The organism is Microbulbifer variabilis (genome assembly GCF_056232115.1).
Genome location: NZ_CP174325.1, coordinates 4,137,598 through 4,159,447, shown reverse-complemented (window position 1 = coordinate 4,159,447; position 21,850 = coordinate 4,137,598). Strand labels below are relative to the sequence as shown.

General features: G+C 45.9%; 18 protein-coding genes. 10 read left to right on the top strand and 8 right to left on the bottom strand.

The window, feature by feature from the left end; genetic code table 11:
• Positions 1-56: 56 nt before the first annotated feature.
• A complete protein-coding gene (locus ACJJI7_RS18505) occupies positions 57-3,194 on the bottom strand; it encodes a TonB-dependent receptor (protein ID WP_444901530.1) in 3,138 nt (1,045 codons plus the stop codon).
• Between the two features lie 239 nt (positions 3,195-3,433).
• On the opposite strand from ACJJI7_RS18505, the gene ACJJI7_RS18500 reads away from it, so the two are divergent.
• Complete coding sequence (locus ACJJI7_RS18500) at positions 3,434-4,261, top strand: S1/P1 nuclease (protein WP_444901531.1); 828 nt, start codon at positions 3,434-3,436, stop codon at positions 4,259-4,261.
• Positions 4,262-4,421: 160 nt separating this feature from the next.
• A complete protein-coding gene (locus ACJJI7_RS18495) occupies positions 4,422-4,820 on the top strand; it encodes a hypothetical protein (RefSeq protein WP_282953408.1) in 399 nt (132 codons plus the stop codon).
• A 14-nt stretch (positions 4,821-4,834) separates the two neighbouring features.
• Here the strand turns inward: ACJJI7_RS18495 and ACJJI7_RS18490 are convergent, their stop codons facing one another.
• Positions 4,835-5,740, bottom strand: coding sequence for an aldo/keto reductase (locus ACJJI7_RS18490; RefSeq protein WP_444901532.1), 906 nt, complete (start codon positions 5,738-5,740; stop codon positions 4,835-4,837).
• Between the two features lie 241 nt (positions 5,741-5,981).
• On the opposite strand from ACJJI7_RS18490, the gene ACJJI7_RS18485 reads away from it, so the two are divergent.
• Positions 5,982-6,551 carry a DJ-1 family glyoxalase III gene (locus tag ACJJI7_RS18485; RefSeq protein ID WP_444901533.1) on the top strand — a complete coding sequence of 190 codons (570 nt, stop codon included), beginning with the start codon at positions 5,982-5,984 and terminating at the stop codon, positions 6,549-6,551.
• Positions 6,552-7,037: 486 nt separating this feature from the next.
• Here the strand turns inward: ACJJI7_RS18485 and ACJJI7_RS18480 are convergent, their stop codons facing one another.
• Positions 7,038-7,451 carry a hypothetical protein gene (locus ACJJI7_RS18480; protein WP_353376238.1) on the bottom strand — a complete coding sequence of 138 codons (414 nt, stop codon included), beginning with the start codon at positions 7,449-7,451 and terminating at the stop codon, positions 7,038-7,040.
• A 1,028-nt stretch (positions 7,452-8,479) separates the two neighbouring features.
• Between ACJJI7_RS18480 and ACJJI7_RS18475 the strand changes: the two genes are divergently transcribed.
• From ACJJI7_RS18475 to ACJJI7_RS18450, 6 genes are all read left to right on the top strand, one after another.
• Positions 8,480-8,869 (top strand): c-type cytochrome, encoded by a 390-nt coding sequence (locus tag ACJJI7_RS18475; RefSeq protein ID WP_444901534.1) that lies wholly within the window; start codon positions 8,480-8,482, stop codon positions 8,867-8,869.
• A 6-nt stretch (positions 8,870-8,875) separates the two neighbouring features.
• Positions 8,876-10,267, top strand: coding sequence for an FAD-linked oxidoreductase, L-gulonolactone oxidase family (locus ACJJI7_RS18470; RefSeq protein ID WP_353376237.1), 1,392 nt, complete (start codon positions 8,876-8,878; stop codon positions 10,265-10,267).
• Between the two features lie 98 nt (positions 10,268-10,365).
• The gene (locus tag ACJJI7_RS18465; protein WP_444901535.1) at positions 10,366-11,655 is read left to right on the top strand and encodes a DSD1 family PLP-dependent enzyme; all 1,290 of its coding nucleotides are present in this window, start codon (positions 10,366-10,368) and stop codon (positions 11,653-11,655) included.
• Between the two features lie 89 nt (positions 11,656-11,744).
• On the top strand, positions 11,745-12,170 hold the full coding sequence (locus ACJJI7_RS18460; protein ID WP_282953417.1) for a hypothetical protein: 426 nt from the start codon (positions 11,745-11,747) through the stop codon (positions 12,168-12,170).
• Between the two features lie 295 nt (positions 12,171-12,465).
• Positions 12,466-13,137: a DUF6962 family protein gene (locus ACJJI7_RS18455; RefSeq protein WP_444901536.1), complete on the top strand. Its 672-nt coding sequence runs from the start codon at positions 12,466-12,468 to the stop codon at positions 13,135-13,137.
• Positions 13,138-13,351: 214 nt separating this feature from the next.
• Positions 13,352-14,755: an FAD-binding oxidoreductase gene (locus ACJJI7_RS18450; protein ID WP_282953419.1), complete on the top strand. Its 1,404-nt coding sequence runs from the start codon at positions 13,352-13,354 to the stop codon at positions 14,753-14,755.
• A gap of 118 nt (positions 14,756-14,873) precedes the next feature.
• On the opposite strand, the gene ACJJI7_RS18445 is transcribed toward ACJJI7_RS18450, so the two are convergent.
• Genes ACJJI7_RS18445 through ACJJI7_RS18435 form a run of 3 tightly spaced genes read right to left on the bottom strand, consistent with a single transcriptional unit; the run spans position 14,874 to position 18,193 of the window.
• Positions 14,874-15,590: a LytR/AlgR family response regulator transcription factor gene (locus ACJJI7_RS18445; protein WP_282953420.1), complete on the bottom strand. Its 717-nt coding sequence runs from the start codon at positions 15,588-15,590 to the stop codon at positions 14,874-14,876.
• A 15-nt stretch (positions 15,591-15,605) separates the two neighbouring features.
• The gene (locus ACJJI7_RS18440; RefSeq protein ID WP_282953421.1) at positions 15,606-16,700 is read right to left on the bottom strand and encodes a sensor histidine kinase; all 1,095 of its coding nucleotides are present in this window, start codon (positions 16,698-16,700) and stop codon (positions 15,606-15,608) included.
• 53 nt (positions 16,701-16,753) lie between these two features.
• A complete protein-coding gene (locus tag ACJJI7_RS18435) occupies positions 16,754-18,193 on the bottom strand; it encodes an alpha/beta hydrolase family protein (RefSeq protein WP_282953422.1) in 1,440 nt (479 codons plus the stop codon).
• A 238-nt stretch (positions 18,194-18,431) separates the two neighbouring features.
• Here ACJJI7_RS18435 and ACJJI7_RS18430 point away from each other — a divergent pair, with 238 nt between their 5' ends.
• Complete coding sequence (locus tag ACJJI7_RS18430; protein ID WP_282953423.1) at positions 18,432-19,037, top strand: cytochrome b; 606 nt, start codon at positions 18,432-18,434, stop codon at positions 19,035-19,037.
• Between the two features lie 457 nt (positions 19,038-19,494).
• Here the strand turns inward: ACJJI7_RS18430 and arsJ are convergent, their stop codons facing one another.
• Together arsJ and ACJJI7_RS18420 are read right to left on the bottom strand one after the other, a co-directional pair.
• Entirely contained in the window at positions 19,495-20,739 is a 1,245-nt protein-coding gene (gene arsJ, locus ACJJI7_RS18425; protein WP_444901537.1) for an organoarsenical effux MFS transporter ArsJ, read from the bottom strand.
• Between the two features lie 57 nt (positions 20,740-20,796).
• The gene (locus tag ACJJI7_RS18420) at positions 20,797-21,804 is read right to left on the bottom strand and encodes an ArsJ-associated glyceraldehyde-3-phosphate dehydrogenase (RefSeq protein ID WP_282953424.1); all 1,008 of its coding nucleotides are present in this window, start codon (positions 21,802-21,804) and stop codon (positions 20,797-20,799) included.
• Positions 21,805-21,850 lie beyond the last annotated feature (46 nt).

Genomic DNA, 21,850 nt, shown 5'->3' with positions numbered 1-21,850 from the left:
TTGTTAAGCAGGCTGGAAGTAAAAAAGCCGCGGTAACTGCCGCGGCTTTTTTATGATTAGAATTCGTAGCGAATTCCCATGCGTGCACTCCATAGCGAGGCGTCGGCGACTCGGGTTTGGCCAGCAGGATCATTGAATTCATTGAAAACAAAACGCCCCTGATCATCTATGCTGGCATCAACGGCAGCTTGGAAGCGGGGGAAGGCACCCTCGTACATTACTCCCCAATCATCGTTCAGTAAGTTGCCCAGGTTCTCGATAACAAAGAAAGCATTGAGTCGGTCGTCAGCGCGCCAGCCCGGCAACTCCTGGTCAATACGCAGATCGAACTTAGTCCACCAATCGCTGCTGAGGGAGTTGCGCTCCATAGTACCGCTGTCCAGGTCTTCAGAGTCGACCCAGGCGAAGAATGCCTCTGTATCGAAGTCATCCCCAAAGACAACATTCGCATCGTCCACGCCTGTTGGAACGTAGAGCAGCCCACGGCCCCTTCCGCCGTCACCGAAGATACGGTCAGAGAAAGTATAAGAGTAGGGCACACCTTCGTTAGCGCTACCGAAGAGGGTAAAGCGAGTCTCATACCCAGAGAAAAACTCCTGGGCGTAATCCAGCTTCAAGGTGAATCGGTGCGGAACTACATAGTTTGAAGTAGCCGTACCCGGGTCCTGGGCATCTACCGTGGCGATGGTGGTGTAGTTTGAGTAGGCTACAGAGCTGGTCATGGGGTTTACGTCTTCAGCATCGGTAAAGGCGTAACCCACTGCTACACTCAGGCCGAAATCGAAAGATTTACTGAGTCCTAAAGAGAAGACGCTGGAGTAGCCAGAATCGCCGTCAACATTGGTGAGCATATAGTCGCCCCTGCGACCATTGGTGTTAGCGTAAACCGGACGGCCATCGACGGTACTACTCACCTGCTCCAGTGACAGGTCCCGAATAATGGCTGCATCCTTATAATCACTATAGAGGTAATCGGCAGAGAGCAAATAGCCAGATTCAAACTCATAGCTACCGCCAATTGCATATTTCCAAACTGATGGAACTTCAAAATCCGGATCCATCATATTCACACCACCTAAAGTGCCATCTCCACTGGCTACCTGATCATATAGGGACTGTGGTACATCAAAAATTGGGGCGCCGTTGCCAGCCCAGTCCATATCAAATAATGGCGTGCCGCTGCTATCACTCGCTTCAATTTGTATAACGCCATTGTTGGAGTAATTATTGGAAATCCATACATTCGGATTGCCGCCAGAGTAAAGGCCAATTCCACCATGTAGCTCCAGGTTATCATCAACATTCCAGCTCAAGCCCAGTCGGGGTTGCAGAAGGTCGAGGCCGTCCATGGTGTGTTGGTTGGAAAAGCCATAGGCTGCTGCGAAATCTGTATTAGCGACAGGTCTGTCGTCACTACTGTAGCGATCGTAGCGCAGGCCGGCTACAACTGTGAGGTCAGCGTCAGCAAAAGTGTATTCATCCTGCACATAGAGAGTGTCGATGCTGTAAGCAAATTCAGCTGCGGCATCCAAGATATTATTGGTACCCGTGGCATTCTCGTAGATGATCAAGTCGGCAACGCCCTGCTCAAAATTTTCAATGCTACTGAAGCGATATTCACCAGCGGCCTCCTGGATGAACAGGTTGTAAATATCGAAGTTTTCGTGCTCGTAGCCAGCTGTAAGGTTGTGTTCACCTAAAAGGAGCTTGCCGGCGAGCTTAAAGGTCAAGTTGTCATAGCTCAGTTTATTTGCGTGGCGGGAATCATCAGCACCCAGATAAACGGTTGCATCTGTATCACTGCCATCGTTGTCATGGTCATAGGAGGTGCTGATCTGTACTTCACCAAAATCGGTACCTCCCAGGGAATTTTGGCGGTTATCCAGTTCGGAATAACCAATCTTCATTTCAGTAGAGAAGATATCGCTCCAGTCTGAGAAGAGCTGTACTACATAGGCGTTCAGCTCTGCGCCGCGCTCATAGTAGTGATTGGACAGCTCCAGCTCATCTGGATCTCCATCGGCCTCAGCGATAGAAAAGCCATCGTTGTAGTTGTAAGTAAATGCTGCGCGATGGTTTTCAGAGATGTTCCAGTCGAACTTAACCAGCAGCTTCTCGTCCTCCTCTGGAAGGCTGCTGGGCAGACCACCTGGGTTGTAGCCGTAGACTTCGTTGGATATACGCACAATTTCATCCAGTTGGGCTTGGGATACGCCCTGGACTTCAGTTGCGGCACTGCTTCCAGCGGGCCCCCGGTCAAAAGTAGCTACGCCTTCAAGCTTCTCATAAGCAGCAAAGAAGAACAGTTTGTCCTCAATAATGGCGCCACCTAGAGTAGCGTTGTAACGCTTTTCATCAAACTCGGCTACGTTAATGTCCTCACCTTCCAGGGAGTCCCCACGAAAGCCATCATCGGTGTAGTCATAGAAAAAGGAACCGTGCCATTCATTAGTGCCAGACTTGGTCACAGCATTAATGTTACAAGCGCTGAAGCCTCCGTACTGTACATCAAACGGTGCGAGCTCTACGGCCACCTGGTCGATAGCGTCATAGGAGAAGGGCATGCGCTCGGTTGGGTAGCCATTACTGTTCAAGCCGAAATTGTCATTCATACGCACGCCGTCAACAGTCAGGCTGTTGAAGCGTGGGTTGGCACCGGCGCATTGGACTGAATCTGCGTTGGCCTCATCTATATAAACACGAGGGTCTAGGCGCAGCAGGTCCTTGATGTCACGACCGTCAGTAGGCGCACTTTTCAGGTCGTCGCTGTTGAAGTGGGAAGAGGGACCTACTGCAAGCCGTGAACTGCTCAAAGCTTGGCCAAGCACGCTCACCTCCTCAAGGTTGGATGAACCCAGGGTTAGCATTAGCGGCAGGGTATCGCCTACCGATAAGTAAATGTCCTCGAGTACCCGTTTGCCTTGACCGGATTCAACGGTCACCGTGTAAGGGCCGCCAACACGCAGACCACTCAAATTAAACTGACCGGATTCCCCCACTTGCGCTACGCGACGGCTGTTAGACGGAGTATGAATCACCGTTACTTTCGCATCGCTTATTACTTCGCCACCGCTGCCAGTAATAGAGCCGCGAATAGCTGCGGCTGTTTCCTGTGCATGGGAAACATGTGAAGTGCCAATCGCGGAGATAATTGCAGCGGATAGGCACATGCGCCGGAAAATGGAAGGTTTCATAACTAAGTCCTGGTCTTAAAAAAGAGCCAACAAAGTGGCTTTGAGAGTACTGGTTGTAATCGGCTCCCGAGACACTTTCCCCAGGTCCCGGCCAGTGAGCTTTTTAGCGGGTGATATTTAAGGACTGGTTAACGATTTGTTGCAGTTCTGTAATGATTACGGAAGAGGTTGGCTATAGATGCCAAGTTGTCACAAACTCTCATTAAAGTTGGCGACAAAATACTGCAATGGAAAAATCAATGAACGGGCTGGTTAATGTCTTTCGAGTAGCGCTACTCCTGCTCAGTACTCTCGGGCTGAATAATAAGGCTGTTGCCTGGGGGGATGATGGGCATCGGGTAGTGGGTGAGATTGCCTGGCACTACCTGGAGCCACAGGTGGCTGGTGAAGTTCAGCTGCTTTTGCAAAGAGCAAATGAGCCGGACTTGGCTGAGTCAGCAACTTGGGCGGATCGTATCCGCTCTAATGAACAATACGACTGGGCCGCTCCAATGCACTACATTAATTTGTCCAAAGAGTGGACCAGTTATGTTGAGGCCAGGGATTGCCCGCCTGCGGGCTGCATCCTCAAGGCAATCAAGCAGTTCTCGCAGATTTTGGGTGATCGAAACCGAAAACCAGAGGAGCGTGCAGAAGCCTTAATGTTTATCGCTCATTTTGTCGGCGATCTGCATCAGCCACTCCATACAGGCCTGTATTCAGATAAAGGTGGCAATGATGTCCAAGTCCGGTTTTTAGGTATTGACACCAATTTACATGCCCTATGGGACATACATTTAGTATCCAGGATAGTTTCCGATTGGCACAGTTATGCAAAAGAGCAAACAGAAAAGATAAGCGCAGCCCAGCGCCACTTGTGGCAATCCACAACAGAGGCCCAGTGGGCTCGGGAATCCCACCAGTTAGCCCACAAACTCGCTTATACGAGTGAATACGAATTAGGAGAAAAGTACTTCCTGCGTTGCCAGGAATCTGTGGAAATGCGCCTGCAACAAGGTGGAGTGCGTTTGGCCGCAGTGTTGAATAAAGCCCTTGGTGAGAGAGGTATTAACATCGCAGACAATTAATGCTTGAAATGTTGTAAAGCTTGGCTATCAGCACTTCCCATTGCCTTAGTTTTGATCGTGAACTGATTGTTCCTGTTTGATTATGCTAATAATCTAGTAATACAGCTCCCCTGCAATTGTCAGCTGGGGAGCTGGCCAAGCACAACAAGGTGGAGTTAAAGTGATTATGAAAACTCAGGCGAGAAACCTGGCCCGAATAGTCGGGGTACTTGTTATTTTAACTTCGATCGTGCACTGGAAGTCTTTTTTCATAAGCATCAGTATGTTCGGAACATCACCGGGCGTGGCCAGTTTGGGGTTACTGCTGCTGGCACTCGCTATCTTTAGCGCTGTGGGCCTACTGGCATACAAGGGGTGGGGTTTCCTTGTCTTTTATTGCTTTGCCCTGCTTGCCACCATAGGTTTTTCGATACCCCTAATACCATTTGTCGCAAGTTGGTTTCCGTTGGCAGTCCGGCCATGGGTGATGATCGCGATCAACATTTTCATTCTCATCGCAATACTTGCCGCACACTCAGAGTGGCGTAAGTCTCGTGCTGCAGGAGAAGGGGATAGTTAGGCGCCCCTTTTTAACTAGGGGACATTATGTCCCTTGGATGCAACCCATATCCGATACCACTGTTCCCGGGATAATTCGAGTTTTAGTGAATCCACAGCAGCTTTCAAGCGAGCTATTTTTCCTGAGCCGATAATAACCAATGGATTGGCTGGCAGTTGTCTAACCCAGGCGTAAATCACCTGGTCGAGACTTTTGGCACCAATTTCTTCCTTGAGTAATTCAAGTTCACTAAGCACTCTTTGAGCCTGTATATCGCCTCCACTGAGTAATCGTCCCCCTGCGAGACAGGACCAAGCCATAGGGCGTATCCGATGCATTTGCAATTGATCCAGGGTGCCATCATGGGCCACGGAAAAGTTAAGCGGATTTATTTCAACCTGGTTGGTTACTAATGGCACTTCCAGCCGTGACTGCAGCAAGGCAAACTGGCTCGGTGAAAAGTTGGATACTCCGAAATGCAGGACCTTGCCAGCTTTTCGGAGCTTGGTAAAAGTTTCTGCAACTTCTTCAGCTTTCATCAAGACATCCGGTCGGTGGAGCAGAAGAACATCAAGGTAGTCTGTCCCCAGTAGGGAAAGGGAGTTATCAACGGACTCTATTATGTGTGTAGAGCTGGTATCGTAGTGGTTAACCTTTCGAAGGGGGAATTTGGCTGAGCACAACTTGATATTGCACTTGGTCACTATTTGAATCTGCCCTCGCATACCCGGCTGCAGTTTTAATGTTTCGCCAAAGAGTTGCTCACATTCATAGTCACCATAGATGTTGGCGTGATCTATGGTAGTAATTCCCAAGTCTACGTGTTGTTCAAGGAAGCTAAGGCGTTGCTGGGGTTTCATTTCCCAGTCAGCCAATCTCCAATAGCCCTGAACCAGTTCGGAGAGGTATGGGCCCTGGGGGCGTGTGATACTTTCAGCCATCAGCATTCCTGTCAAAGATCAAAAATCTTGATTATGCCTGAACTATGCATGCTTAACAGGAATCCAGAGCGGCATTAAGCCAGTAGTGTCACCAGGGCACAATTTCCCATCGGTAGAGTAGGCCACTGCGTACATCTGGAGAACCGGGAGTAGCCTTATGGTCAAGAGTTGGTTCAAGTGTGTGGATTGTAAACGTTAGGTCTATAAATACTTAAGCCCTGTATTTATGGGAGCTGTAACTGTGTCAAAAATACTGATTCCAATCGCTGATGGTAACGAAGATATCGAGGCTATTGCCATCTACGACATTTTGAGCCGAACTGACGCGAAACTGACTTTGGCATCAATTATGCCGAGTAGGCGTGTAACCACCCTGCGTGACCTTGTCATTGAGGCACCCAGCAGCCTAGAGGAATGCCTGGATACTACTTGGGATTTAATTGCGCTACCGGGAGGCAAGGAGGGGGCGGAGCATATGCATGACTCGGAGCCTCTAATGAGGCTAATCCAAAAGCAAATTGAGTCTGGGCGCTGGTTAGGAGCAATCTGTACCGCTCCTGTAATCGTACTTGGTAGACATGGCCTAATAACTGATTTCAAAGCAACTTGTTATAGGACTTTCCGTCGTGAACTCAGTCAATATGTGAGGGAGACTAGCGACCAACGAGTGGTGGTTGATCAAAATCTAATCACTAGTCAATCTCCAGGTACTGCGATAGAGTTTGCTTTTCAACTAGTCACCTGCTTGTTTGGGGAGGAGCAATCAAAATCGATTGCTCAAACTGTGAATGTTTATCTACCGCCGGAATAACTGCATCGATTTTAGTTTGTGCACATAGCTTTTTATTGAGATGGTATATTCGTATCTCATGATTACTTGCTGCCATACGCTATTTTTATGCGGTCTTCACTAAAAAAGCTAAAAGGGCTGTGGGGACAACTGGTATCAATGTGCTGAAAAGGGATATCCAGGCTTTGCAATTCTCGCAGAAAGCTAGTGGTGTAATTTGCAGGTGCATCCATGGTACCTGTAAAGAATACTAAATCCATAGGCATTTCTTCGCGTTTTTTAGACCACTGGCTTACCTGGAACCAGGGGAGTGGCTGTTGAAGTCAGTTTCAGAGACAAACATTTGCTCGACGATGCTGGGGCGGGTGCTCTTAAGGGTACTCCGGCTGTGGATGGCGCCATCCCAGGAGACTATCTTAGAGAAATACTCAGGAAATTTGAAACCAATTTTCGTTGCCCCAAATCCTCCCATTGAAAACCCCTGAAGGACTCTGTGTTCCCGTCCCTTTATGCTGAGACTAATTGGTTGGTTTGCTTTAAGTTAGTTTTTGATTTTCGGAAAATATAAATAACAACCAGAGAGAGAGAAAATAATACAAAGGTCAGTATCAGCCCTCGTATCATAATAGGATCGTATTGCTCCTGGAAAAGAGAGAGAACACGAGTTAGCCCATTAAAGAGGAAATAAAGTGAGGCTGGTACAAGAATTATCCAATCCCGGCGGAAAGTTCCTATTGCCGTAACCACAGCTAACATAAGTAGAGGAGCACCGAGTGTGCGCACATTAGTCAGGCCATAGTCTGAGACGGCATTAAACCCACTGGCTTCGCTAATTGAGCCGGGAAAAAATATACAGGCTATAGCTGCAGAGGTGAAGATAAAAACAAAAATTGTAGAAATTATTTGTGCAAAGCGTATCACGGTGCTTCCTTTATAGTATGTAAACGAAAAATGACTTGGTCTGCTATGTCTGTTATTTTCCTTAAGTATAAATATTGAGTTCCTTCATGTTTCTTGTGCAGTGTTGGTGCGGGCCACGTGTTCTTACTGTACAAATAGCGTATCTAAAAAATGACGGATACTTGGCTGGCTGATTTGGCTTTCGCCGCTCACAATAAGAGAACATAAATAATGCTCAGTAATTTTTTGCCATGGCTAAAAACCTTGGCGAAGACTTTTTGAATTCTCTTTGTTAATACGTTCTATATCGATGGACCCCAAGATTTTCATGGCTGTCTTCTGTACTGTAGAGCCCCATTAAAGACATAATGTTGATATATGTCAACTAAAATCTTAAGGGCTTTCTTACCGTTTTCGTTTGTTGTAACAAACAAGGTGTTTGGGATAACGATGGATGTGTAGTCAGTAGAGTGTAGTCTTGCCACATATTGCTGTTTGCGTTCAAAGCCTGGCTTGACCAAAAGGTCAATTTTGAGGTAGTTGCTAGGTGGTTTCTATCTTTTTGTATAGGTAGGTGGTTCTAGAGGCAGGTTCCTATCAGTGGATTCAAAATAGTTAAAAGCTTATTTATGTAGGCTATAAATGAATGGTTGCTTTCCCGGTATTTTAATTTTGGTATGGTTATAATTTTGCATAGAAATTTCTTTCAATAATAATTATTTTGCTTGGCTTTCAGGAGCTTCACTAAAAACCGTGAGGTTATGGCAACTTAAGTATCCAGTACTTCTGACCTCTTGAAAGGGCACAAACCCGTGAGGTATCGATTGGGGTTTGATAAGTTGCGAGAGTAATGATATCTAGCGGTAAAAGTTTCTTTAATTGGTACGCAACAAAATTGGGCTAACGCCCCCTTATCAGACCGGCCAGTTCCGCTAGTTGTTTTAGAGGTCAGTCTGTTTAACAATGGTGACAAAATTAAGTACACAAACCCTCTCAGATTTATATCTCTGAGTGATAATTAACAATAATGTAGTCGTCGGTGTACATACATGGAATTGGTAAGTCTGCGCCGAAGTCTTGGGTTAGTCGGCATCTTTCTAATTTTGGCCCTCCTTACAAGTGGATGCTCTAAATCACCAGACAGCACAGTTGCCAATCGTGCAGCTCTGGGTGAGCGCGCACTTTCCCTGACACCAGCTGATTCTGATCTTGCAGAAATATATATTCGGACCTGTCGTAGCTGTCATGGTACCGGCGCTAGTGCCGCGCCTTTAACCGGCGACTTGGATAACTGGAAGCCACGTATGGATAAGGGAATGGATATATTGGTAGATAATGCTATCAATGGTTTTCAGGGGATGCCCCCGCTAGGCCTTTGCTTTGAATGCTCACCAGAGCAGTTTGAGCAGTTGATCGCTTTTATGGCTACGGCGGAGTAGGGAAGTATGCATCAATCACGTCGCCGTTTCGTCACTACCCTGGCTGCCGGATCTGCAGCTTTTGCAGCATCCCCAATATCATCAATAGCGCGTACTTTAGTCCAGGCAGCTGATGCTGCTAAACCCCGTAAGATTCGCTGGCGAAACTGGTCGGGGTCCCAGGAGTGCATACCCGATAGGCGCCTGGCACCAAAAAATATTACTGAATTACAGGAAATAGTGGCGGAGGCTAGTGGTACTGTGCGTGCAGTGGGTGCTGGTCACTCTTTCACTGCGCTGGTGCCAACAGAAGATACGATAGTTTCTCTCGGTCGTATTAGCGGACTATCTGACCACAATGCCGAAAACTCCCAAGCCACGGTCTATGCGGGCACACGGATAGCAGATATTGGCCAGCCTCTGGAGGAAGTAGGGCAGGCCTTGATTAACCAGCCAGATATCGATGAGCAAACCCTTGGCGGATGCCTGGCAACCGCCACCCATGGCACCGGTGCGAATTTGGGTTGCATGTCCAGTAATGTTACTGGTCTGGAAATGGTAATGGCCGATGGTGATATCCTCTGGTGCGATGCAGAGAATAACCCGGAGGTGTTTTCTGCGGCCAAGGTTTCCCTGGGGTGCCTTGGCTTGGTGACCAAGGTGCGTATGCAAAATCAGCCCAGCTATCGCTTACGCCGTGAGTCCTGGGTGGCGCCTATGCAAGAGATTTTGGATCAAGCTGAATCGCTGGCGAACTCTAATCGAAACTTTGAGTTCTATTACATCCCTTTCTCCGGGATGTGCATGGCTGATTCTCATCAGCTCACAGAAGAGGATATCTTTTCCACTGAGCGTGAGGATACCAATGAAGCAGTGATGACTCTTAAGAGTGTAAGAGACTGGCTGGGCTGGTCCCCCAAGTTGCGCCGATTTGCCTTGCAGTCCGCCATGGAAGACATTGAAAAGGAAGTAGTAGTGGAGTCCTCCTGGCGTAACTATGCTAGCGAACGCAATGTCCGCTTTAATGAGATGGAATACCACCTGCCCAGGGAGGCAGGCTTAGCGGCATTTGCTGAGATTCAAAGCACTATTGAAGAAAACAACCTTAATGTTTTCTTTCCTATCGAGGTCCGCTTCGTTAAGCAGGATGATATCTGGCTGAGTCCTTTCTATCAGCAGGATTCTATTTCGATAGCCGTTCACCGTTACTTTGAAGAGGATCACCAGCCACTGTTCAAAGTGCTGGAGCCAATTATGCGTAAGTATGGGGGCAGGCCGCACTGGGGAAAGTTAAACACTTTGGAGGGGGGGGACTTCGCTAAGCTTTATCCACGCTGGCAGGACTTTATGAAAGTTCGCCAAGAATTGGACCCCAGCGGAAAGTTCCTGAATTCCTACTTAAAATCACTAATTGCTTGATGTTTTTTGACAACTCTTCTATTCGGGCAAAATGCTGATAAATTATTTTTATTAAATGATCTTGTAGCGATTGCCCTAAAGGCCAAAAGGAAAATATTTTGGATAGCAAGCGCCGAAAATTGTTGCTTGGGGGAGTGGTTCTGGGAGCTGCCGCAGCGGTACCCATGTTGCGGCCAAAAGCCTTGGGGCAGGGTGGGCATAGTGAGTATTTCGAATCAATTTCCAGAGCCCTGCACAAAGCTGGCATGTCGAGTCCGACCATGGTGGTTGACCTCGATCGATTAAAGAACAATGCCGATACATTGTCGAGCCACCTTCAGGGGAATTATGATTTCCGTATTGTTGCAAAGTCATTGCCCGCACTTGGCTTACTGGAAACAGTAGCCAGGCGAACCGGTACACAGCGGATCATGGTATTTCACTTGCCATTCTTACGGCAGCTTGCTCAGGCCCAGCCATCGGCGGATATCCTGCTGGGTAAACCCTTACCGATAGCTGCTGCCAAGGATTTTTATGCGAAACCGACAGGCAACAGTTTTGATCCTAGTAAACAGTTGCAGTGGTTGATTGATAGCCCCCGCCGATTACAGCAGTATGCTGAGCTGGCCAATAGCCTTGGGCAATCACTGCGTATCAATATTGAACTGGACGTTGGCTTGCACAGGGGAGGGGTTTCTAGTGATCAAGCCCTTACTGAAATGCTCAATATTATCCAGAGAGAGCAGGGATTGGAGCTTGCGGGGTTTATGGGCTATGACGCCCATGCTGCCAAGATGCCGGGTTTACTGGGTGGCCCTGATAAGGCAATAGATCGGGGGCTCAATATCTACTCGCAGAGATTGGAGCAAGCAAAACGGCAGCTAGGTGCTGTATTTCCATCGGAACTCACGTTAAATGGCGCGGGGAGTCCGACTTACCAGCTGTACAAGTCCCGGAGAAATACTGCTCCCTGCACCGAGCTTGCGGCTGGCTCTTGTCTGGTCAAGCCAACGGATTTTGATATTCCCACACTATCGGATCATATCCCTGCAGCGTTTATTGCGAGCCCAGTGCTCAAAAGGTTACCTCATACCCAGATACCGGGAATAGAAAACCTTACCGGTGTAATGCGTTGGTTGAACCCAAATCGTGCCCAGACCTTTTTTATTTCGGGGGGGTACTGGAAAGCACTACCTGAGTCTCCTGCTGGATTATCAATAAACCCTATTTATGGCCGCTCTACAAATCAGGAAATGCTAAATGCCTCTGACAGGGTGACCTTAGTGGAAGATGACTGGGTTTTCCTGCGCCCAACTCAAAGTGAATCAGTATTTCTTCAGTTCGGTGATATTGCAGTATATGACAGGGGAGAGATAGTGGATCGCTGGCCTGTATTGAGTAACAGCTAAACCTTAATAATTGATTAGAATATATTTAGCTATGTGTAGATAGCTAATTTTTAGCAGATCTTTATAAAAATAATTATCGGAGAATTTACATGATATTTGTAATAGTTTTAGTATTAAATACCATCTGGTTTCTTATGGGGTTTAATGTTTTTTCATTACGAGGAAAGATCTTTGCCAAGCTGGTAGTGCCCAGGGAGCATAGGGATACCCCCGTCTTTGGTATCTTAGCTGAATCTGGAAAGTTTCTCGGTGGTTTCAACTTTTCCCTGGCCTTCCTCAATATTTTGTTGTTAATTAATCTCTCTACTTTTTCAGGTGATATTCAGAGGGCAGTACTGTTACTTGCTTTTGCAGTCACGCATGGCTCACAGTTTATTTATAACGTGCCTGTTGCTCTTCAAAATCGTAGTGGTGGAGGAGCCTGGCAGGTTAAAGGGGTAATGCGCTTTATTTTTATTGTTGACTTTCTAATGATGCTGCTAAACCTCTTTGTCGCGATTTGGTATTACTTATAACTTGTATATTTGAGTAAAGGAAGTTTTCTTGTTGGATGAGATTCTATTAACGGAGGAGTTGTAGTTCCTAATTCTGGTAAATATACGGTTGGTTAGATTATATAGAATAACTATGGGTCATGGATCAGGGATATGAGTGTGACACTATTAAACCGAGAGAAGCTACTGGATAGCTGTCGTAATTGATGCCAGTATGGCCAAAGTCATACCAGTATCAACCTATAATCTTGAATTGTGATATAGAGTCTTAGGATCACTAATCTTCCGTTCAATATATCATTAACTATGGGTATCAGTGGGCCCTGAAAAAGCAATGAAACTGAGTAGTCTGCAAACAGAGCTGACGTCGGCCGCAACGGACATTATATTGGCCCTGATCGCATTAGTGGCACTGATTTATTTGGTTCGATATAGCCCAAAGGGCGGTAGGAAGTATCTGGCCTGGAAATTTTTTTTCTTTCTGACAATTGTTGTCACTGTATTGGCCGCAACAATTCATGGTTTAGAGTTGTCGGTGCAGCTAAGTCAGAGGCTCTGGAGAGTCTTATTTTTCTTTCTTGGTTTATTTCTAATAGCATTTACCACTGCAATTTGCTTTGATCTATTAGGCGAGAAGGCGACGCAAAAAGTTTTACCTTATATTCCGCTCATCGGGATTGCCTTCTATGTTGTTACTTTATTGTGGCCTGAAGGGTTTCTTGCTTACGTGATTTATCAATTCTCTATTACATTTATTATTATATTTGGATATGGCAGGTTAGCCTGGCTGAATAAGTTAAATGGAAGTTGGTATATGGCACTGGGTGGCTTGCTTTCATTAATTGCCATATATATTCAAACAAAAGATTCACTATATATTACGTTAATCTGGGATTTTGACCATAATGGGATTTATCATATGGTGCAAAGCGTAGCAGTTATTCTCTTCTTTTTAGGTATTAGAAGGGCACTCCTAAATAACCAGTAGGTTCTTAAAAGTATTGTATATAGTTGATTGCCTTATTTGAGCGAGCAGAGCTTTGGAAGAGATACCGTTTTGGTTGATATTGTCTCTATGTATAGCGGCCTATTGCTCAAGAGGTTAGGTGCTTCGTATGTTAACAGCTAAAGTTTCCTGTTGAAGTTGATCTCTGTATTATACGGCATAAGTAGCAGAGCCCATGAACGTCGTTGGAAATAGAATGAAGCAAACAGTAGGCCGCAGAGACTTTGTCAAAACCTTGGGAATGGGCATTCCTGCAGGGTACCTGCCAATTGGAACTGTATATGGGGATTACTCTAAAGATGATGTAGAGTTCCTCCAGCGAGATAGTGCTGTATTTGATCTCTATCGACGCCTATTTAACAAGCGAATCGATTTCCTTCCAAGAATTATTGCGTTATGCAAAAACGAGAAGGGTGTTCAGCAAGCGGTGCATTACGCAAATACACACAGCCTGGACATCAATATCAAAAGTGGAGGCCATAGTTTCGAGGGTTTTTCTTTAAATAATGATGGTTTGGTTATTGATGTTTCCCTTATGAGTGGGCTGGAGCTGAGAGCGGATAATAGGTTGATAGCGGGTCCTGGAGTTAGGCTTGTTCAATTATATAGCTATTGCCTACCAAAGGGACGCCTGCTGCCATCGGGCTCTTGTGCGACAGTAGGGCTTTCAGGTATCACGCTAGGTGGGGGTTATGGGCTGTTTGCGCGGGAGTTTGGGCTGACATGTGACCACTTGAAAGGCGTGCGCCTGATAGATGCCAAGGGTATCGCCGTAGATTCAGATGAGGTTCCAGAACTGCTTTGGGCTTGTCGTGGAGGTGGTAATGGTAATTTTGGCGTGATAACGGAAATGCGTTTTGATACGGTTTCCGCACCAACAACACTTTATCAGCACCGATTTAGGTCTTATAAGCTCTCGCCGAGAGCCGCAGCTGATTTGGCAAGATTTTGGTTTGACCAGTGTGAGTTATTACCAGACCACGCCTTTTCTGCCTTTGTCTTGAACCGCAATACATTGACAGTAATGCTAACATCGACAGATCATGATCGAGTAATGACAAGGATCTTGTCAAAATTTGACCAAAGAATGGATGAAAATGCCCAGTTAAAGCCGGATCCTCTGGAGGTGGGTATTCAGTATTACTATGGCCGTTCCAATGCTATGTATTTTAAGAATTTTAGTGCTGGTTATTATAGTGGCTTTAATGATATCAGTAGGTCTATAGAGGAAATTTTTACCCTCGTGGGTAAAACCCCCGGAGCGGTTTTTCAAATTAATACATTGGGGGGTGAGATAAGTCGTTTGCACCAAGAAAATGAGGGGGCCTATGTCCATAGGGACGCCAATTATTTGGGAGAAGCTCAGTGTTACTGGGAAAAACCTGCTGATGAAGTGCAAAGACTGGAGAGTATGGCTCACCTTCAAGAGTTGCTCCACAAAAGTGGTATAACTAAGCACTATGTGAATTATCCTGATATTAATATCAAGAATTATGAAAATGCCTACTATGGGGATTCCTATGACCGATTACAGCGTTTAAAAAGTGTACTTGATCCAGGTAATCGGTTTAACTATCCACAGAGTATTGAAAGAGCATAGGGCTATTTTACAAATTAAGAGTTCGAATACGGCAACATCACAGTAAAGTAAAAATTTAACTTTGATATTGCCATAACCTGAAACACCTGCTTCTAAAGTGGGATATGTTAAAAGTTGACTAAAAACTTAACATATCCCTTAAGCGGGTAGCGGGACGCCTGGCGACTTCTACTTCTTTCCCATCTGTCATGGTTACAAGTAGCCCGTTACTTATCCAGGGTTGAATATCCTTAATGAAGTTAAGATTGATAATTTGTTGTCGATTTACGCGGAAAAAGGTTTCCGGGTTTAGGCGCTGTTCAACTTTAACCAGTGACTTATAGATAAAAGCCTTATCATTATCAAAGAAGACCTGTGCATGATTGCCACAGTTTTCAAAGTATCTTATACGTCCAAGCTCAATAAGCCAGCAGCGCTCGCCGTCTTTAATAAAGATTTTATTGTTAGTGTTTAAATAGGTTTCCTGGCTGGAGCTGGCAGCTGGTAAGGTATCACTTACGGCCTTATTGATAGCGCGTTCTAACTTCTCCGGATGAATTGGTTTCAGCAGGTAATCCAGAGCGTTTACTTCGAAAGCCTGAATTGCATATTCGTCGTAGGCCGTTGTAAAAATGATATTAGGGATAGAGTCTAGTTTATCCAGGATATCAAAACCGCTTCCATCCGGTAAGTTGATATCCAGAAAAATCAAATCTGGCTGTTCCTTGGAAATAAGTGTAACGGCCTGCTCACAATCTTGGGCCTCTGCAACCAAATTAATATCTTTATAGGGCTTAAGTAATTCTCTCAATTCGTTACGTGCGAGTCGTGAGTCTTCAATGATAATGGCTTTCACTTCTTATACCGTCAATTAAAAAGCAGAAGAGGGTATGCTACATTGGGCAACAACTAGTAAACCTTGTTGTTGTAGATTAAAGGAGGCTCTATTTCCATATTGTAGAGATAGACGTTTTTTAATATTGATCAATCCAAGTCCGGTATTTTGGACTTTCCTTTCACCGGTTGTTGTTACTTCAGAGTTAAGGTTTTCTAAAGTTCCAGGATTCGTTACTGTGATCGATATATGGTCTTTCTCTTTGAAAATTTTAATCAATAGTTCACCTCCCATCCTGGATTTATCAATTCCATGGCGCACTGCATTCTCAGCAAGTAACTGTATTAAAAGTGGTGGTATTGACTCTTCCATTAAAGCCGGATCAACTTCCAGGTTGAAGCGTAGACGATCTTCATATTGTATTTTTAAGAGCTCAGCGTATTGGGATACAATTTCCAGCTCATCTCTTAAGGATACCGTTTTCTGTTTATGAGCCACTAACGTATAACGTAACAAGCCAGATAGGTTTGTTAGCATCTCTCTGGATTTCGCAGCGTCTTCTAGGATTAATGCGCGGATATTATTTAAGCCATTAAAAAGAAAGTGGGGGTTGAGCTGTCCCATTAGGGCACTCATTTTGACTTCATTGAGCTGCAGTTTGAGCTGTATAGCTTCCTGCTCAGCTTTGTGTAATCGATCCTTATTAACAGTTGTAATGTAAATAAAAGTCCAAGCGATCATAAGAAGGACAAGGAAAAGCCAGTTGTCAAGAACAGTTCCCCAGAAAGATGGCGGAACTGCGTATCCGGCATGGATGTAATATGCATATACAAAGCTAATGGCAATAAAGGCGCATATGAACCCAAGAGGGATTGAAGTGGTGAGGAAATATATCCACTGCTTACGCCAGCTTGTATTGATAAGATCGAAACGATATATGATTTCTCGGATGAATAAAGTGGATAAGCCAAGGCTTATTACTACAGTTGCTACTTGTATGGCATTTTTTTCAAAATTGTGCTGGGTAAGTAATCCAAGTGAAAAAGTATTCACCAAAGCGAATATTAACCAGCCACCAAAGTGGTAGGTCAAAAATTTTGCTGTTGGAGTAGGGGACTTGAGAAATTGCATAAAATTTTACATATTGGCAATGCGGCTCCTTAAGCAGGAGCCGCATTTTACTACTAAGGATTTAAGCCAAAGCGCTCGTTTAACCATAAAGACATTATCTTCAGGGCTTTTGGAGAGAAGCTTTCCTCTATTTCGGCATATTCAGAAGAGGAGCCTTTATTTGCTATTTGAAACAGGTGGTTCATCTGTTCGAGCTCGAAAGTTTGAAAGTCGGGGTGACCTGTCCTGCTTAAAACTCTATGCATATTGTCCAAGTTCATCTTCGCATTTACTTGAAAATCCAGAGAGCCATTGAGAGCCAGTAATGGGGCCTTTGTTTGCTCTAAATAGGGCTCAGGGTTGAACTTGAGAAAATACCGAAACCAAGGTGTAGAGTATTGCCTCTTTAATTGCTCAACTTCTGCCTCCAGTTCGTCATCCTGGTTTCCCTCGAGTCTGGCGCTCTTGAGGAGGAGTTGGTGAATCTCTCCGCTGATAGTCTCTTTCTCCTCTAGCTGGCTAATCAGGTTGAAAATTTCTTTGTCTAACTCGCGGAGTTTTTTGAGCTTTTGTTTATCTAAACCATTAAATTTCCTATCCCTATACCACTGATCCACGAGAAGTTGTGGTATTTTAACACCTGGACCGGCAAGCAAGATAGCAAATGCGATATCTTCACGGTTGCTGGCAACAATGGGAGCTATCATGCCTCCCTCGCTATGTCCAATTAAACCGACTTTGCCCTTGGGAAGATCGCTGCGGCTGTTGAGGTAGTCAACTGCAGCGCTGGTATCGCTGGCGAAGTCTGCGCTAGTTGCCGTAAAAAAATCCCCGGTAGACTCACCAATTCCACGGTCATCATACCTTAAGACTGCGTAACCCTGGCGTGTCAAGTAATCGGCGATTACTGCAAATGGTTTATGCCCGAATAGGGTTTCATCCCGATCCTGGGGGCCGGAACCGCTAATAAGAACCGCAGTTGCTTTAACAGTGGATGTAGGCTTTGTCAGTGTTCCAGACAGGGTGATATTGGCAGTTTTATTTTTAAAACTAACCTCCTCGACAGCGTATGGAAAAGGAAGTTTTGGTGTCTGGGGACGGTTTTTAGGTGTATCACTAGTACCGTCAGCTGCCCTTCTAAAGTTTAGAGGCAATGATTTTCTTTGAGTGAGGGTACCAAAGATCAGGTCAACGTCATTATTGTATGCACCTTCATACTTGATATGTAAGTCTTCCACTTCGAATGCAATACTATTCGATCTTATCTCTAACGTAGACATCTCCATTCCATATTTACCTTGGGAGGGGCTATCCAATACGCCTGTCCATTCGCCATTTTCTTGGTCAATATGAATTACTACTGGTAGCGTTTCTTCGTTAGCAACCTGAAAAGTTGCTTTCCAGATACCATCGATACCTCCAGCCATGACGTAAGTGGAAGATAGGCTTGTAGCGAGGATAAGAGATTTTAATCCCAATTTAACGCTATTTATTCCAGATTGCAGAATTTGCATAAGTGTTTTGCCTGTGCTGTTTCACTGAATGAGTGGCATTCTAGGGGCTGATTTTTTTCCTGTGATAAAAGTAGGATGAGTGGCTTATATAGCTGGCGAACGGTAACAGGGAGTGGGGAAGGAACTGGATGCTCCTATCTATTCAAAAATTTGAATATCTTATCCTAAATTCTCCAGTTGCTATTGGGTAGTACGAACTACTATCTTGTGAGAATTACTCTGTGATAGGTAGTGATTGATGCCCCTTAGAAACAGCGATCATAGCTACGGCTCAATAGCCAAGTGGCTTCACTGGTCCATTGCCCTTTTATTCCTTGGCTCCTATATCAGCGTTTACTATCGACAATGGTTCACTCAAGAGGAAACCCCTGAGAATTTGGTCGCTTTGCAGTTTCACCTGTCTATTGGGGTAACCATAGGTTCACTGGTTGTTCTCCGTATTTTATGGAGGTTGATGAATCCAGCACCATTACTGGAGCCCGGCTCTCGCTTGGAACATGTAGCAGCACATATTGGCCATTTTGCTTTATATCTGATAATGATCATCACGCCATTGACCGGCTATCTGGGTACGGGGGTCAACACGGATTACTTCTTCTTGTTTGAAATCCCCAAGTTTGCTGATACTTGGCTCTTTGGTTCATGGGTACAGAATGGTCTTGGTATGACTTTTGAACAATTTGAGGAGCCCGTGGACTTTATCCATAAGGAGGTCTTGGGTGAGTGGCTGGTTTGGCTGCTAATCCTCGGGCATGTATTGGCCGCTTTGTATCATCACTTTATCAAGAAAGATCGAACTCTATTACGTATGACGATTGATAGAGATAGCCGGGGAAGGGAGTAGTCCCACTGAGTAGATGATTTGGGAAGTTTAGGCTTATGTCCGCCAATGGCAGAAATTGGTGCTAACTTGGCATGGAAAGATACGGGCCGATTTCCTACCCTACACGTGGAAGCTTTATCCGCCAGGTGTCCCTCTTGCAGGTTTATTGCCTGTTGGGGCAACTGTTCCTTGGTCAGCATTGGCCCCGATAAAGTCCTTTCCTTTTAGGCTTAATGGCTTTTAATGAATAAAGTTTCCATGGATTAGGTATCCGTTGGGAGAGTTGCGGATTTATGGATTGATTTTGCCCAGAGCAAGTCTGGAGCTTGTGTTTTGCAGGGGGATGTATGTGGAGTTGGATCCAGATAACATCAAAAGTTACTTTGTTTGGTGCCTTGGTGATGATCACTGGCTGTGATTCAGCGGGAAGGATCTATCCCGTTGCTGAATTAGTCGGCTTTGAGGAATCAATTTGCACTTAGCTGACAACAGTGGCGGCAGGGCTATCTTCATCTCCCTGTTTTGGCAGAGCCAGGGATATCAGCGCAGTTGCCATTAAGAATATAGAAGAAATTATCAGGCAGGCTTCAATTCCTGCTATCTGAAAAATCCACCCGGACAATAGGGTTCCAAGTAGGCGCCCCATGGCGTTTGCCATATAGTAGAAGCCTACATCCATTGAAACTCCATCTTCTCGCGCATAGGAGACAATCAGATAGCTGTGTAGTGAGGAATTGATTGCGAATACGAAGGCAAAAACCATCAGTCCCGACAGGATTGTAAGCAGGGGATGAATACCGGAGTGCAATGCCAAGGCTATTGTTGCTGGGACCATTGCCAGTGCAGCTGACCAGTATAAGGCGGTCCTGCCATCTGGGGCTTTCGGGGAAATACTGGCTGTGATTTTTGGGGCTAATGCTTGTACAGCTCCATAGCCGATTATCCAGACCGCTAGGAAAGTGCCTATCTGCCAATGCCCCCAGCCAAATTGGCTCGCCAGGAAAACTGGCAGGGCAATGACAAACCAGGTATCACGGGAAGCAAAAAGGAATAGCCGAGCGGCAGCTAAGGCGTTTACTGCTCGGCTCTTGGAAAATACGTCGCGAAAGCGCTTCTTGGCTTTAGCCTTTCCTAAATCCCTGCGTAGAAATTTCTTGCTGAGAATCCAAACCCCTGCCAGGCATATGGCCATGATCAGGATAGCACCGCGAAATCCCGCCAGAGCGAGCAGGACCCCACCCAGAAAAAATCCCAATCCCTTAAGGGCGTTCTTGGAGCCGGTAAGCAGGGCTACCCAACGGTAGAGCGGACCTTGGGCATGTGCCGGGAGCAACAACTTGATAGCACTTTTCGCACTCATCTTGTTGAGGTCCTTGGCGATGCCTGACAGGGCCTGGGCACCCATCACCCAGGGGACAGAGAGCAGATTTGAGGGTACTAGCAGCATTAGTAAAGCTATTACCTGCAGCATCAACCCTGTGTTCATGGTGCGGTTGAGGCCGAGGCGGGCACCCAGCCAACCTCCAACAAGATTGGTGATCACCCCGAACAATTCATAGAAAAGAAAGAGCAATGCGATTTCCAGCGGGGCATAGCCTAATTTGTGGAAATGCATTAACACCAGCATTCGCAGGGCGCCATCGGTCAAGGTAAATGACCAATAGTTGCCAGTTACCAGCAAATACTGGCGAACTGGCGGGGGCAAAGAGGAAAGTAACTGCATCGAACTGAACTTTACCAATATTGTAATATTGCTGGCTTCTAGGTTCCCCAGATTTAATCAGCGATCCATGTTTCCGATCATCCGGGCTAGTTCCGCGGTACGATTCGCGTACCCCCACTCGTTGTCATACCAGGTATAAATTTTAACCTGGGTACCATTGATCACCATGGTCGAGAGAGCGTCGACAATGCTGGAGCGTGGGTCGGTTTTGTAATCCACCGATACCAGAGGGCGCTCCTCATAGCCGAGAATATCTTTCAGCTCTCTTTTCGAGGCGGTTTGCAGTAACAGGTTAACTTCCTCGGCAGTGGTGGGGCGTTCGACTTCGAAAACACAGTCGGTCAACGAGGCGTTTGCCAGGGGTACACGTACGGCGTGGCCATTTAACCGGCCAGTCAACTCAGGGAAAATCGCAGTTATAGCTGTGGCTGATCCTGTAGTTGTCGGGATCAGGCTGGCTCCACAAGCCCTGGCCCGGCGCAGATCTGCGTGGGGGGCATCAAGTATTGTTTGGGTATTGGTAATATCGTGAATGGTCGTGATGGAGCCATGTTTAATACCCAGGTTTTCGTGAATGACTTTCACAACTGGCGCTAGACAGTTAGTGGTACAGGAGGCAGCAGTAGCAATAGGGTGTTTGTCGGGATCGTAAATATGCTGATTCACCCCCAGGACAATATTGGGCACACCGGCCTCTTTAACAGGAGCGGAGACAAGCACCCTTTTTACGCCTTGATCAAGGTACGCTTGCAAAATTGCAGAGGTTTTCATTTTACCAGAGGCTTCAATGACAAGATCGCAGCGGCTCCAATCGGTCTTGGAGATTTCGGTATTCGCACTGCACGCTACTTTGAGGCCATCTATTTCAATAGTGTGATCAGTGGATTTCGCTGTGTTGTGCCAGCGGCCATGGACAGAGTCGAAATTCAGGAGGTGGGCCAGGGTATGGGCGTCGCCTGAGGGGTCATTAATCTGAATAAACTCTATGTCCGGCCAGTCCCATGCTGCGCGCAGTACCAATCGACCAATACGGCCAAAACCATTGATTCCGACTTTTATCGTCATCTATATTTCTCCTTGAATCCATATATATGGAAATTCATATATATAC